Origin of the sequence: Bacillus sp. KH172YL63, assembly GCF_011398925.1 — a bacterium.
Lineage (GTDB): Bacteria > Bacillota > Bacilli > Bacillales > Bacillaceae_B > Rossellomorea.
Window position 1 is genome coordinate 30,821 of sequence record NZ_AP022842.1, and the last position, 13,689, is coordinate 44,509.

Genomic DNA, 13,689 nt, shown 5'->3' on the forward strand with positions numbered 1-13,689 from the left:
TTGTTTGTGCAGAGATCTCCGGTTTTCTTTGTAAAAGGGATTTGGATTACGTTATAATAGACATTATAGTACATATACAAGAGGGGGGAGTATTTTGGCATATCAAGCTTTATATCGTGTGTGGCGTCCTCAGTCATTTATTGATGTAGTTGGACAGCAGCATGTAACGAAAACGTTGCAAAATGCCCTCCTTCATCAGAAGATTTCCCATGCCTATTTATTCTCGGGACCCCGGGGAACCGGGAAGACGAGTGCGGCGAAGATATTGGCGAAAGCTGTGAACTGTGAACGGTCCCCTGTGGCTGAACCGTGTAATGAGTGTGACGCCTGCAAGGGGATCACAGACGGTTCAATCCCGGATGTCATCGAAATCGATGCCGCCTCCAATAACGGGGTCGAAGAGATTCGTGACATAAGGGACAAGGTAAAGTATTCTCCCAACGTAGCCAAGTATAAAGTCTACATCATAGATGAAGTCCATATGCTGTCTATCGGAGCATTCAATGCCTTGCTGAAGACATTGGAAGAACCGCCGAAGCACGTCATATTCATCCTGGCTACGACCGAGCCCCATAAGATTCCACTGACGATTATTTCACGCTGCCAGCGCTTTGATTTCAAACGGATCACAGCAAGGGATATCGTAGGAAGAATGAGTCATATTGCGACTGAATCGGGTGTGAATTATGAAGAGAACGCCCTTACGATCATCGCAAGGGCTGCAGAAGGCGGAATGCGTGATGCCCTCAGCCTTCTCGACCAGGCGATCTCTTTCAGCGGCGAGAAAGTCACTGTGGATGACGCCTTGACGGTGACCGGAGCGGTGTCCCAAGGATACTTGAACACGCTTGCGAAGGCGATATTGGAAAGGGATGTCACAACCGGATTGGGTGCACTTGAAGAGCTCCTCTTTCAAGGGAAGGACCCGGCAAGGTTCGCAGAGGATTTCATCCTCTATTTCCGGGACATGCTGTTATACCAGACAGCCCCGAATCTTGAAGAATCATTGGAGCGGGTCATGCTCGATGATGATTTCAAGGAATTAGCGGCACAAACCCAGCCCGGACAGATTTATCAGTACATCGATGTGCTGAATCAGGCCGGACAGGAAATGAAGTTTACGAACCATGCCCGCATCTATCTGGAAGTGTCCATCGTGAAGCTCTGTCAGATGGAGGCACCTGCAACCGCCTCATCACCTGAAGTCAGCGACATGATGGAAAAGATCAAACTCCTTGAAAAAGAGGTTGAGCAACTGAAGGCGAACGGCGTCAAATTACAGGCAGAGCCTGCTGCACAGGCCCCGAAGAAGCCGACCAGGGCCAAGAAAGGGTTCCGTGCACCTACAGGGAAGATCCAGGAAGTGCTTCGCACGGCTACGAAAGAAGATCTCAATCTCATCAAGAGCCGTTGGGGTGACATGGTTGAAACGCTCAATCAGCGTCAGATGCGGTCCCAGTCTGCATTGTTGAACGATGCAGAACCTGTAGCAGCTGCAAACGGGTCATTTGTGTTAAAATTCAAATATGATATTCATTGTCAGATGGCAATGGAAAATCAAGCGTTCACCTCGGCGATTTCTTCCATACTGGAAGAGCTGACGGGCAGCAGCTATGCGGCGATCGGTATCCCCGAAGACCAGTGGCTCTCCATCAGGGAAAACTTCATCCGCCACTCCAAAACCGAAGACGGTGAATCATCCGGTGAGGAGCAGGCTGATGATTCTGTCGTGAAAGAAGCCGAGAAGCTTGTCGGTATGGATTTAATAGAACTGAATGATTAAAAATATTAACTGGAGGTTTTTACTATGATGCGTGGTAACGGAAATATGCAAAATATGATGAAACAAATGCAAAAGATGCAAAAGAAAATGGCAGAAGCTCAAGAAGAACTGGGTGAAAAGCAAATCGAAGGTACTGCTGGCGGCGGCATGGTAACAGTTGTCGTGTCTGGTCACAAGCAAGTCCTTGATGTGAAAATCAATGAAGAAGCAGTAGACCCTGATGACGTGGAAATGCTGCAGGATTTAGTCCTTGCAGCGACAAACGATGCACTGAAAAAAGCGGATGAATTAACGAACTCGACCATGGGTCAATTCACTAAAGGAATGAACCTACCGGGAATGTTCTAGGAGGCAATTACATGCATTATCCTGAGCCTATATCGAAGCTGATCGACAGCTTCATGAAACTGCCGGGGATCGGGCCGAAAACTGCGGCCCGACTGGCTTTTTTTGTTCTCAGCATGAAAGAAGACACGGTACTGGACTTTGCGAAAGCACTGGTCAACGCCAAGCGTAATTTAAGTTACTGCTCTGTATGCGGACATATTACCGATCAAGACCCATGCTATATTTGTGAGGATCAAAGAAGGGATCGCAGCATCCTCTGCGTCGTTCAAGATCCGAAAGACGTCATTGCGATGGAGAAGATGAAAGAATTCAACGGGCTTTATCACGTGCTTCACGGCGCGATTTCTCCGATGGACGGGATCGGTCCGGAAGATATCAACGTGCCTGACTTGATCAAACGCCTTCAAAGCGATGAAGTCCAGGAAGTGATCCTTGCCACGAACCCGAATATCGAAGGGGAAGCGACAGCCATGTATATTTCCCGTCTCGTCAAACCATCCGGCATCCGCATCACGAGGATCGCCCACGGCCTCCCGGTCGGCGGGGATCTTGAATATGCAGATGAAGTGACGTTATCTAAAGCTCTCGAAGGAAGAAGAGATGTATAACGAAGGAGAGGGTACCGATGTTTTTCAGGAAAAAAGGCAAGCTGAAAAAAGAGTATGACCAATCCTTGCTTCACGTGTTGGACGAAACGAAGGATCATTGGAACCGGGCCCGTTCCATCGATGAAATGAGTGTGGATTACAGTTTGAATCTCCACTGCGACTCTAAAATAGCAGAAGCGAAATATTTTTTTCTGTTTAGGGAAGCAAAACATAGAAAGATCGTCATAAAAAGGTAGACAACCCTCATATCCTTTCAATAAGAGACTTTTTCCAAGTTGAGAGGAGAGAAGGGTATGAGCCCAGTAATCGTCATAGCAGTCATCAGTGGACTGATTGTGCTGCTGTTAGCTGCAGGCACGCCCATCAAGCCGCTGCGGTTTGTTGGACAGCTTGCCATGAAGGTCATGATCGGAGCGTTGTTTCTATTCTTCCTGAACGCCTTTGGCAGTCAGTACGGAATCCACGTTCCGATCAATGTTGCAACTTCTTCTATTTCCGGGATATTGGGTATTCCGGGTGTAGTGGGATTAACGGTGATTCAATTGTGGATTTTATAACGTTCACACATAAGAAAGGGCAGGCGGGACATCATCCCGCCTGCTTTTTTATGTGGATAAAAACGAGTCCGGCATGACGACCGCCACCACTTCTCCCCGTGCACATAACTTCCCGTCTGCAAACACTTCAGTTTCCACTCTGAACTTCTTCGGGTGAACCTCGTGAACCGTGCCCACCGCTTTTAAAGGCACCCCGTGTGGCGTCGGCTTTATGAAATCCACTTGCAGGGAAGCAGTCACAAACCGAGGGGGTTCCTGACCATCCCCGACCTGCCCGCCATTACCCTGATGAAGGGCAATCGAAGCGGACCCTGTCCCGTGGCAATCGATCAACGATGCAATCAAGCCGCCGTACACAAATCCCGGCACAGCGGTATGGGCCTGGGCGGGATGATAGAAAGTGACCGTATTCTCCCCGTCGACCCCGGTACGAAAACGGTGTCCCTCCGGATTCAACCGGCCGCATCCGTAACACCAGGAGAACTCATCTGAATATTGATCCTGGATGGCATAAACAACTTCACTCATATCGCATAACTCCCTTCTGCATACTCTCTAGTACTTTTCGATAGGGAATATCAGAATCCTTCTTAATAAAAATCACTCCTCCCAAAAGAAAATGTAAATAGTGATTCCTGGTTGGGATAAAATGGTATATGATAAAGATGCCACACTACTCAACCCCTAACAATAATAAGAAAGCTGGTGAGCTTGCTAGTGAAAAACAAGTTGATCCATGAGACCCCCGAAACAAGAATTTGGTTCCATCCATTCAATCACCCGGACGAGCACCGGGACATGCTTGAAAAAGTGAAAATCAGCAGAGCATTCAATCTGAGGTTCCGTGGCTTGGTAGAATATTACGGTGATGACCTTATCGCGTACAAGCGGGAACAGATGGCCAATCAAAAACGCAATGACTTCCTCACATCCTTCGCCCACTATATGACCGATCACCTGGAAGACGATTGTCCCGCCTCCTGGAAAGAATGCGGTCCCTCCTTTTGGGAAGAACTGATCTTCGCCTATCTTCCCGATACGATGAAAGTCACCCCACACAACAACTACACCCAACAATTCCTTATCGAATTAAGAAAATTTGTCCGCTGGCTCGATAAGAGAAACGAAACAGCATGCTCGGAAGTGGTAGAATCATTCCTGACGGACGCCTTTCCTCTATTAAAGAAGTGCGAAATCCTTTTCTCCCAATTATTTTTAAAAAACTATCCAGGCGTGCATAGGGCAGACTGGGATTATATGAATGATATCGAACGGTTGGATCGGACAATGGAACAGTTTCAAGAAACTGTATATGGCGTCTTCGAAGTGAGCGAAATCATCGAGGGCGGTATCATCCTGCTGGACCTCCATTCAAATGACTCCTATTTCACGAAAAATATTTCTGATAAAACCATCGATCAAGATGTGATGCTTTCAGGCGTCATCGGAAAGAGAAAACATGAATTCCTTTGGGAGCTTGCTTACGTTGACGGTGTGTATCCGAGGCGGGGGCTTCCTTATATCGAAATGATAGAGTGAGGGGGAACGGCTGTCCGTTTATGCGGGCAGCTTTTATAAGTAACGAAACATGAGCGATTTGAATAGAGGTACGTTCAACATAAATAATTCATATTGAGTGGGAGTTTGAGATGATAACACTTCAGAGGCAGTTAAAATTACGTGACTTAGAAATTTTTCAAGTATTGAAGGGTGGAAACATAATAACTTATGCAATCATCGAAGATACTAGAAAACCTTTTACAGAAGAAGATAAAAAATTAGCCCCTTTATGTTTAAAGGAAGATGAAGACATCAATGAGATTGTAAATGTCTTTAGAATTTCATTCGTTCATGATGAAGCACTTACACAGCAGGAATCAATGACATTAAGAACATTCTTCTCAGATTTTGTGAATACTACAAGTTTGACGAATTTCATTATTAAGGAATATACCCTAGAAGACTTGTATGATCATGATGTAGACATTGAGTTCTTCAATAAGCTTTTACACAATATCGGTTCAAGTTATTCGATTGAGGTGTTTGATGAGAGAAAGTGGCTGTATCTGTCTCAAGATTAATGTTTCAGAAATACAAGGATTATAACCATTCATTATATGAAGTGTATCACCTATTGTATCGGTACTAAAAACCCCGATCAGATAAAAGATTCATATCCTCTTAAAAGTGGTCCCCGCCAGGAGAATTCACTTTTAACAAACTCTATCAAAAGGACAAAGTTGATTGTTTAAAAGGATCATGAAATTCTTTTCTTAAAAAAAGTGAAATAGTATTGACTCTATGTGAGGAAAGGTGCTATTATATTCCTTGTCGCCAAAACAAGGCGGAAAACAAATTTCAAAAAAAGCTTGACGCTTTATGATGAAAAATGTTATATTTAAGAGGTGCTCAAGAGAGCTCAACTTACATTGAACCTTGAAAACTGAACAAAACAAGACAATACGTCAACGTTAATTCTAGATTTATTTTAAAGAGCTATTCAAACTTTTATCGGAGAGTTTGATCATGGCTCAGGACGAACGCTGGCGGCAGTGCCTAACACATGCAAGTCGAGCGGAAACGATGGGAGCTTGCTCCCTGATATCAGCGGCGGACGGGTGAGTAACACGTGGGTAACCTACCTGTAAGATCGGGGGATAGCTCGGGGAAACTCGGGCTAATACCGGATAATTCATTCCCGCATGAGGGAATGTTGAAAAGTGGCTTTAGCTACCACTTACAGATGGACCCGCGGCGCATTAGCTAGATGGTGGGGTAAAGGCTCACCATGGCGACGATGCGTAGCCGACCTGAGAGGATGATCAGCCACACCGGGACTGAGACACGGCCCGGACTCCTACGGGAGGCAGCAGTGGGGAATCTTCCGCAATGGACGAAAGTCTGACGGAGCAACGCCGCGTGAGTGATGAAGGTTTTCGGATCGTAAAGCTCTGTTGTTAGGGAAGAACAAGTGCCGTTCGAATAGGGCGGCACCTTGACGGTACCTAACCGAAAGCCACGGCTAACTCACGTGCCAGCAGCCGCGGTAATACGTAGGTGCAAGCGTTGTCCGGAATTACTGGGCGTAAAGCGAGCGTAGGTGGTTCCTTAAGTCAGATGTGAAATCCCCGGCTCAACCGTGGAGGGTCATTGGAAACTGGGGAACTTGAGTGCAGAGAGGGAAGTAGAATTTCAGGTGTAGCGGTGAAATGCGTAGATATTTGGAGGAACACCAGTGGCGAAGGCGACTTTCTGGTCTGTAACTGACACTGAGGCTCGAAAGCGTGGGTAGCAAACAGGATTAGATACCCTGGTAGTCCACGCCGTAAACGATGAGTGCTAAGTGTTAGGGTTTCCGCCCCTTAGTGCTGCAGCTAACGCATTAAGACCGCCTGGGGAGTACGGCCGCAAGACTAAAACTCAAATGAATTGACGGGGGCCCGCACAAGCGGTGGAGCATGTGGTTTAATTCGATGCAACGCGAAGAACCTTACCTGGTCTTGACATCCTCTGACAACCCTAGAGATAGGGCTTTCCTTCGGGGACAGAGTACAGGTGCTGCATGGCTGTCGTCAGCTCGTGTCGTGAGATGTTGGGTTAAGTCCCGCAACGAGCGCAACCCTTGATCTTAGTTGCCAGCATTCAGTTGGGAACTCTAGGATGACTGCCGGTGACAAACCGGAGGAAGGTGGGGATGACGTCAAATCATCATGCCTTATGACCAGGGCTACACGTGCTACAATGGACGGTACAGGGCTGCAAGACCGCGAGGTTTAGCCAATCCCATAAAACCGTTCTCAGTTCGGATTGCAGGCTGCAACTCGACCTGCATGAAGTAGGAATCGCTAGTAATCGCGGATCAGAATGCCGCGGTGAATACGTTCCCGGGCCTTGTACACACCGCCCGTCACACCATGAGAGTTTGTAACACCCGAAGTCGGTGAGGTAACCTTTGGAGCCAGCCGCCTAAGGTGGGACAGATGACTGGGGTGAAGTCGTAACAAGGTAGCCGTAGGGGAACCTGCGGCTGGATCACCTCCTTTCTAAGGAAGATTTAACTAAAACGTTTGACAGTCGAAGTTTTGTTCAGTTTTGATGGTTCAATCATCAAAAACAATGATAAGCACGCCTTATCATTCATCTTTATGGGATATGGGCCTATAGCTCAGCTGGTTAGAGCGCACGCCTGATAAGCGTGAGGTCGGTGGTTCGAGTCCACTTAGGCCCACCATATTCTTCCCTTTAGGGGCCATAGCTCAGTTGGTAGAGCGCCTGCCTTGCACGCAGGAGGTCAGCGGTTCGATCCCGCTAGGCTCCACCAAAGATTTTTGCGTAAGCAAAATATCTAACCATATTGTCTCTTCTGAGACACATTTGTTCTTTGAAAACTAGATAAAGATAAATTGATAGTCAAGAAATTACCGAGTATCGCCATTTTAGGTTTTAAACCTTATGTAACAACCAATTCGGTTAAGTTATGAAGGGCGCACGGTGGATGCCTTGGCACTAGGAGCCGACGAAGGACGGGACTAACACCGATATGCTTTGGGGAGCTGTAAGTGAGCTTTGATCCAGAGATTTCGAATGGGGAACCCATTGTTCGTAATGGAACAATATCCATACTTGAATACATAGAGTATGGAAGGCAGACCAGGAACTGAAACATCTAAGTACCTGGAGGAAGAGAAAGCAATTGCGATTCCCTGAGTAGCGGCGAGCGAAACGGGATGTAGCCCAAACCAAGAGGCTTGCCTCTTGGGGTTGTAGAACACTCTATACGGAGTTACAAAGGAATGGGGTAGACGAAGAAGTCTGGAAAGACTCGTCAAAGAAGGTAACAACCCTGTAGTCGAAACGTCATTCCCTCTTGAGTGGATCCTGAGTACGGCGGAACACGAGAAATTCCGTCGGAATCTGGGAGGACCATCCTCCAAGGCTAAATACTCCCTAGTGACCGATAGTGAACCAGTACCGTGAGGGAAAGGCGAAAAGCACCCGGAAGGGGGAGTGAAATAGAACCTGAAACCGTGTGCGTACAAGCAGTCAGGAGCCCGTTAACGGGTGATGGCGTACCTTTGTATAATGAACCGGCGAGTTACGATCCCATGCAAGGTTAAGTTGATAAGACGGGGAGCCGCAGGGAAACCGAGTCTTAATAGGGCGAATTGAGTATGTGGTCGTAGACCCGAAACCAGGTGATCTACCCATGTCCAGGATGAAGTTCAGGTAACACTGAATGGAGGTCCGAACCCACGCACGTTGAAAAGTGCGGGGATGAGGTGTGGGTAGCGGAGAAATTCAATCGAACTTGGAGATAGCTGGTTCTCCCCGAAATAGCTTTAGGGCTAGCCTCATGTGTAAGAGTCTTGGAGGTAGAGCACTGTTTCGGCTAGGGGCCCTCATCGGGTTACCGAATTCAGACAAACTCCGAATGCCAAAGACTTATCCATGGGAGTCAGACTGCGAGTGATAAGATCCGTAGTCGAGAGGGAAACAACCCAGACCGCCAGCTAAGGTCCCAAAGTATACGTTAAGTGGAAAAGGATGTGGAGTTGCTTAGACAACCAGGAGGTTGGCTTAGAAGCAGCCATCCTTTAAAGAAAGCGTAATAGCTCACTAGTCGAGTCGACCCGCGCGGAAAATGTACCGGGGCTAAACGTATCACCGAAGCTGCGGATTGACACCTTTAGGTGTCAAGTGGTAGGGGAGCGTTCTAAGGACTGCGAAGCTAGACCGTAAGGACTGGTGGAGTGCTTAGAAGTGAGAATGCCGGTATGAGTAGCGAAAGATGGGTGAGAATCCCATCCACCGAATGCCTAAGGTTTCTGAGGAAGGCTCGTCCGCTCAGGGTTAGTCAGGACCTAAGTCGAGGCCGAAAGGCGTAGTCGATGGACAACAGGTTGATATTCCTGTACCACCTCTTTTCCGTTTGAGCAATGGGGGACGCGGAGGATAGGGTAAGCGCACTGCTGGATATGTGCGTCTAAGCAGTTAGGCTGATGATGAGGCAAATCCCGTCATCGTGAAGGCTGAGCTGTGATAGCGAGCGAATTATAGTAGCGAAGTTCCTGATTCCACACTGCCAAGAAAAGCCTCTAGCGAGGAAAAGGTGCCTGTACCGCAAACCGACACAGGTAGGCGAGGAGAGAATCCTAAGGTGAGCGAGAGAACTCTCGTTGAAGGAACTAGGCAAAATGACCCCGTAACTTCGGGAGAAGGTGCTCTGGTAGGGTGCAAGCCCGAGAGAGCCGCAGTGAATAGGCCCAGGCGACTGTTTAGCAAAAACACAGGTCTCTGCGAAGCCGTAAGGCGAAGTATAGGGTGTGATGTCTGCCCGGTGCTGGAAGGTTAATTGATGGGCTTAGCGTAAGCGAAGGTCTTGATCGAAGCCCCAGTAAACGGCGGCCGTAACTATAACGGTCCTAAGGTAGCGAAATTCCTTGTCGGGTAAGTTCCGACCCGCACGAAAGGCGTAACGATCTGGGCACTGTCTCCAACGAGAGACTCAGTGAAATCTATAGTACCTGTGAAGATGCCAGGTACCCGCGACAGACGGAAAGACCCCGTGGAGCCTTTACTGTAGCCTGATATTGAATTTTGGTACAGCTTGTGCAGGATAGGTGGGAGCTTTGGAAACCGGAGACGCCAGTCTTGGTGGAGGCATCGGTGGGATACTACCCTGGCTGTATTGAAATTCTAACCCGCGCCTTATCGGGGTGGAGACAGTGTCAGGTGGGTAGTTTGACTGGGGCGGTCTCCTCCTAAAGAGTAACGGAGGCGCCCAAAGGTTCCTTCAGAATGGTTGGAAATCATTCGCAGAGTGTAAAGGCACAAGGGAGCTTAACTGCGAGACCCACAAGTCGAGCAGGTACGAAAGTCGGGTCTTAGTGATCCGGTGGTTCTGCATGGAAGGGCCATCGCTCAACGGATAAAAGCTACCCTGGGGATAACAGGCTTATCTCCCCAAGAGTTCACATCGACGGGGAGGTTTGGCACCTCGATGTCGGCTCATCTCATCCTAGGGCTGTAGTCGGTCCTAAGGGTATGGCTGTTCGCCATTTAAAGAGGTACGCGAGCTGGGTTTAGAACGTCGTGAGACAGTTCGGTCCCTATCCGTCGTGGGCGCAGGAAATTTGAGAGGATCTGCTCCTAGTACGAGAGGACCAGGAGTGGACGAACCACTGGTGTACCAGTTGTCATGCCAATGGCATCGCTGGTAGCTATGTGCGGAAGGGATAAGTGCTGAAAGCATCTAAGCATGGGAAGCCCACCTCAAGATTAGATTTCCCATCACGTAAGTGAGTAAGATCCCTAGAAGATGACTAGGTAGATAGGTCAGAGATGGAAGCATGGCGACATGTGGAGTTGACTGATACTAATCGATCGAGGACTTAACCACAAAGAGTCATATTTATATGAACAATCGGCTGATATTCGGCTTTCTTGACATCAATTCTTTATCTAGTTTTGAAGGAACAAACCTTCAATTTAATATTCGTCTGGTGATTATGGCGAAGAGGTCACACCGTTCCCATGCCGAACACGGAAGTTAAGCTCTTCAGCGCCGATGGTAGTTGGGGGATCTCCCCCTGTGAGAGTAGGACGTCGCCAGGCAAATAGTGGAAAGAGCAGCTCTTTAGGGAGCTGCTTTTTTTTGTGTTGGTTTTTTTGGAGTGGGGGCTTCCGGGGTTGAGGGTAGTGCTTGAGTCGGATGGTAGTGGGGAGCACAAGAAGGTTGTAGACGTGATGGAGTGAAGAAGATCTTTGTTTTGGTTACGATATAGGGATCTGGAGATTAGTCGCAGCATTAGCGCAGGTGGTGTGGTAGTTGGGTTGCGAAATTAGGGTGTGGAATATCACCAGGCGAATAGTTCAGAAGGGTAGCTCTGTGAGAGATACTCTTTTTTGGTTGGTGTGGATGTGGGAGGGGAGTGGTTGAGGGGGTGCTTCCGGGGAAGGGACGTTGTAAGAAAGTCTGAATTTAGGAAATTAGTAAGCATTGTCCCAAGCATCTCAAAGACGAAATGGGTAATATTGTTAAAAGACGCATAAACTAAGTAAAGAGACGCATAAATGAAAAAAACGACGCATAAACCTCCGAAAGAGACGCAAAAAACCCTAAAAGTGACGCATAAACCTTTCAAAATGACGCAATCGACAGGTACACGCCATTCAAACAAGCTCTCCTTTCTATGAAAATCTCAACTTTTATATCTCCATGCCTTCTTTCTTAAAAGTTTTTATAAAAAATGCTTTCATATAATGGTGTTTCTCATAAAAAACTGAACATATTCTCATTCATCTATCTAAACCGTCTCCTATCCCAATCATCTGGGTGGTCATCACCCACAAAAATAAAATTATTGGTCTGAAGTCAGACCGCCATCCCGCCATCCCGCCGCCATCCCGCCGCCCCGCCACCAAGCCACCTCATCACACCAACAGACCACCACCCCGCCACAAGGCCACATACCCGTCCGCACCCCACTCCCCATCACCTCCCCCAATCTTTTTCAATAAGACATACACAGAGCGGCCCATTTCAACATAAGATAAAATACACTTGATTATTCTGTCAGTTTCAATGTTTTAAATTATGTATACATTTCTTTCGTTTGAGGCAGAATAGATTGTATGGAGGTGGAGAGCCATATGGGAAATCCGGAGCGTAAGGCTACAGAAGAGTGTATTGTGTGTCACGTCGAGAAGAAGGTCGGAATCCATCTGTACACATCGTTTATCTGCACAGATTGTGAGCATGAAATGGTGCGAACTGAAACGAATGATCCTTTGTATAAAACGTTTATCCAGAGATTGAAAAAAGTGAATACACCGCAAATCTATTCATAACCGGGAGTTTTTCAGGGTTATGATTTTTTTTGTTTGACCTGCTGGGCATTTGTTTTTTCTGTGATTCTCGGTAGGATGTTGTGGTACGATATGAGTGGACATTTATGTTGAGGAGATATTTATCATGACATTAGATCATCGCAGGACACCACTTATAGAGGCGATTGAACGGCATCGGTCCCGGGAGCCGGTTTCTTTTCATGTGCCGGGCCATAAGAACGGCCTGCTTGCGGGGAGTCAGTTATATGAGTATGATCTGACAGAACTGACGGGTTTGGACGATTTGCATGATCCGGGTGAGGCGATAGCGGAAGCGGAAGAGCTGTTAAGGGATGTGTATGGTTCCCTGAAGAGCTACTTCCTCGTGAATGGGAGTACGGTCGGGAATATGGCTGCGCTCCTTGCTTCGTGTTCACAGGGGGATGTGGTCTTCGTCCAGCGGAATTGTCATAAGTCGGTGTTGAACGGGATCAGGCTCGCGAAGGCTGTGCCGGTTTTTATAGAAACTGAATTCAATGAAGAGGGATCTGCACTCGGTATCCGCCTTGATGGTGTGAAGGAAGCATTGAAGGCATATCCACACGTAAAGGCATGTGTGCTGACGTTTCCGACTTATTATGGATTTACGTATCATATTGGTGAAATCATAGAAGAGTTGCATAAAGAGGATGTCTTATGCATTGTGGATGAAGCGCATGGTGCTCATTTGGCAGTCGGATCGCCGTTCCCTCGTTCATCGATGGAGGTCGGGGCGGATATCGTCGTCCATTCGGCACATAAAATGCTTCCTGCGATGACGATGGGATCATATTTACATATAAACAGCCCGAGGGTGAATGAGCGCAGGGTGAGTGACTACTTATCCATGCTGCAATCAAGCAGTCCGTCGTATCCGATCATGGCTTCATTGGACGGGGCAAGATCATATATCGGGACGTTCACGAAGGAAGACCTGAATGAGAATCTGAAGGAGGTCTCCCGGTTTGTACAAGTTATAGAAGGGATTCATCCTCAATTGAAGGTAAAGCGGCCCAACGATCCCTTAAAACTCCTTCTGAAGCTTGAGGGAAGGACTGGTTATGATCTTCAAAGATTATTAGAGTCAGAAGGAATTTATCCGGAACTCGCCGATCCTGGTCAAGTGCTGCTCATCCTTCCTCTCGTGAAAAAGGGACATTCCTTCCCTTATGATGAAGCGCTGGAGAGGATCCGTCGGGCAGTGGGCAATGAAGATATGCTGGATGTGATTCTTCCGGACGAGATAAAGTATGATAGCAGGGAAGCTCTATTTTCTACCCTCGCATTAAGTTTTGAAGAGATGGACGGAAGAGAGGAAGTCCTTGTTTCGGTGGAGGAAGCGGAAGGGAAGATATCTGCAGGGATGGTCATTCCGTATCCACCGGGGATTCCTATCCTCGTACCTGGGGAAAGGATCACACCAGGAGCGTTAAAGAGATTACAGATTTATGTAGACAATCATGCAAGCATACAGGGACATCATCGCTTAGGTGAGAACGGTTTGTATGTGTATCGATAAGCAAGT

10 protein-coding genes, 2 tRNA genes and 3 rRNA genes are annotated in these 13,689 nt (G+C 47.6%); 14 read left to right on the plus strand and 1 reads right to left on the minus strand.

Features of this window, described 5'->3' with window-relative positions:
• The first annotated feature begins 94 nt into the window (after positions 1-94).
• Genes dnaX through KH172YL63_RS00165 form a run of 5 tightly spaced genes read left to right on the plus strand, consistent with a single transcriptional unit; the run spans position 95 to position 3,296 of the window.
• Complete coding sequence (gene dnaX, locus KH172YL63_RS00145) at positions 95-1,783, plus strand: DNA polymerase III subunit gamma/tau (protein ID WP_173104272.1); 1,689 nt, start codon at positions 95-97, stop codon at positions 1,781-1,783.
• Positions 1,784-1,807: 24 nt separating this feature from the next.
• Positions 1,808-2,131, plus strand: a complete 324-nt coding sequence (locus tag KH172YL63_RS00150) for a YbaB/EbfC family nucleoid-associated protein (protein ID WP_173104273.1) — start codon at positions 1,808-1,810, stop codon at positions 2,129-2,131.
• A gap of 11 nt (positions 2,132-2,142) precedes the next feature.
• Positions 2,143-2,739: a recombination mediator RecR gene (recR, locus tag KH172YL63_RS00155; protein WP_173104274.1), complete on the plus strand. Its 597-nt coding sequence runs from the start codon at positions 2,143-2,145 to the stop codon at positions 2,737-2,739.
• Positions 2,740-2,756: 17 nt separating this feature from the next.
• On the plus strand, positions 2,757-2,975 hold the full coding sequence (locus tag KH172YL63_RS00160; protein WP_173104275.1) for a YaaL family protein: 219 nt from the start codon (positions 2,757-2,759) through the stop codon (positions 2,973-2,975).
• A gap of 57 nt (positions 2,976-3,032) precedes the next feature.
• Entirely contained in the window at positions 3,033-3,296 is a 264-nt protein-coding gene (locus KH172YL63_RS00165) for a pro-sigmaK processing inhibitor BofA family protein (RefSeq protein WP_173104276.1), read from the plus strand.
• A 48-nt stretch (positions 3,297-3,344) separates the two neighbouring features.
• Here the strand turns inward: KH172YL63_RS00165 and KH172YL63_RS00170 are convergent, their stop codons facing one another.
• Positions 3,345-3,824 carry a PaaI family thioesterase gene (locus KH172YL63_RS00170; RefSeq protein WP_173104277.1) on the minus strand — a complete coding sequence of 160 codons (480 nt, stop codon included), beginning with the start codon at positions 3,822-3,824 and terminating at the stop codon, positions 3,345-3,347.
• Positions 3,825-4,013: 189 nt separating this feature from the next.
• Between KH172YL63_RS00170 and KH172YL63_RS00175 the strand changes: the two genes are divergently transcribed.
• The 9 genes from KH172YL63_RS00175 (at position 4,014) to KH172YL63_RS00215 (ending at position 13,683) form a co-directional block, all read left to right on the plus strand.
• On the plus strand, positions 4,014-4,835 hold the full coding sequence (locus KH172YL63_RS00175; RefSeq protein ID WP_173104278.1) for a hypothetical protein: 822 nt from the start codon (positions 4,014-4,016) through the stop codon (positions 4,833-4,835).
• Between the two features lie 110 nt (positions 4,836-4,945).
• The gene (locus tag KH172YL63_RS00180) at positions 4,946-5,377 is read left to right on the plus strand and encodes a terpene synthase (protein ID WP_173104279.1); all 432 of its coding nucleotides are present in this window, start codon (positions 4,946-4,948) and stop codon (positions 5,375-5,377) included.
• 427 nt (positions 5,378-5,804) lie between these two features.
• A 16S ribosomal RNA gene (locus tag KH172YL63_RS00185) occupies positions 5,805-7,339 on the plus strand.
• Between the two features lie 111 nt (positions 7,340-7,450).
• A tRNA-Ile gene (locus KH172YL63_RS00190) sits at positions 7,451-7,527 on the plus strand.
• A gap of 14 nt (positions 7,528-7,541) precedes the next feature.
• Positions 7,542-7,617: transfer RNA gene (locus tag KH172YL63_RS00195), tRNA-Ala, on the plus strand.
• Positions 7,618-7,764: 147 nt separating this feature from the next.
• A 23S ribosomal RNA gene (locus KH172YL63_RS00200) occupies positions 7,765-10,695 on the plus strand.
• 99 nt (positions 10,696-10,794) lie between these two features.
• Positions 10,795-10,910: ribosomal RNA gene (gene rrf, locus KH172YL63_RS00205) — 5S ribosomal RNA — on the plus strand.
• Together the 16S, 23S and 5S rRNA genes with 2 tRNA genes alongside form the textbook arrangement of a ribosomal RNA operon.
• Positions 10,911-11,948: 1,038 nt before the next feature.
• On the plus strand, positions 11,949-12,146 hold the full coding sequence (locus KH172YL63_RS00210) for a sigma factor G inhibitor Gin (protein WP_232066080.1): 198 nt from the start codon (positions 11,949-11,951) through the stop codon (positions 12,144-12,146).
• Positions 12,147-12,270: 124 nt separating this feature from the next.
• A complete protein-coding gene (locus tag KH172YL63_RS00215; RefSeq protein WP_173104281.1) occupies positions 12,271-13,683 on the plus strand; it encodes an aminotransferase class I/II-fold pyridoxal phosphate-dependent enzyme in 1,413 nt (470 codons plus the stop codon).
• Positions 13,684-13,689 lie beyond the last annotated feature (6 nt).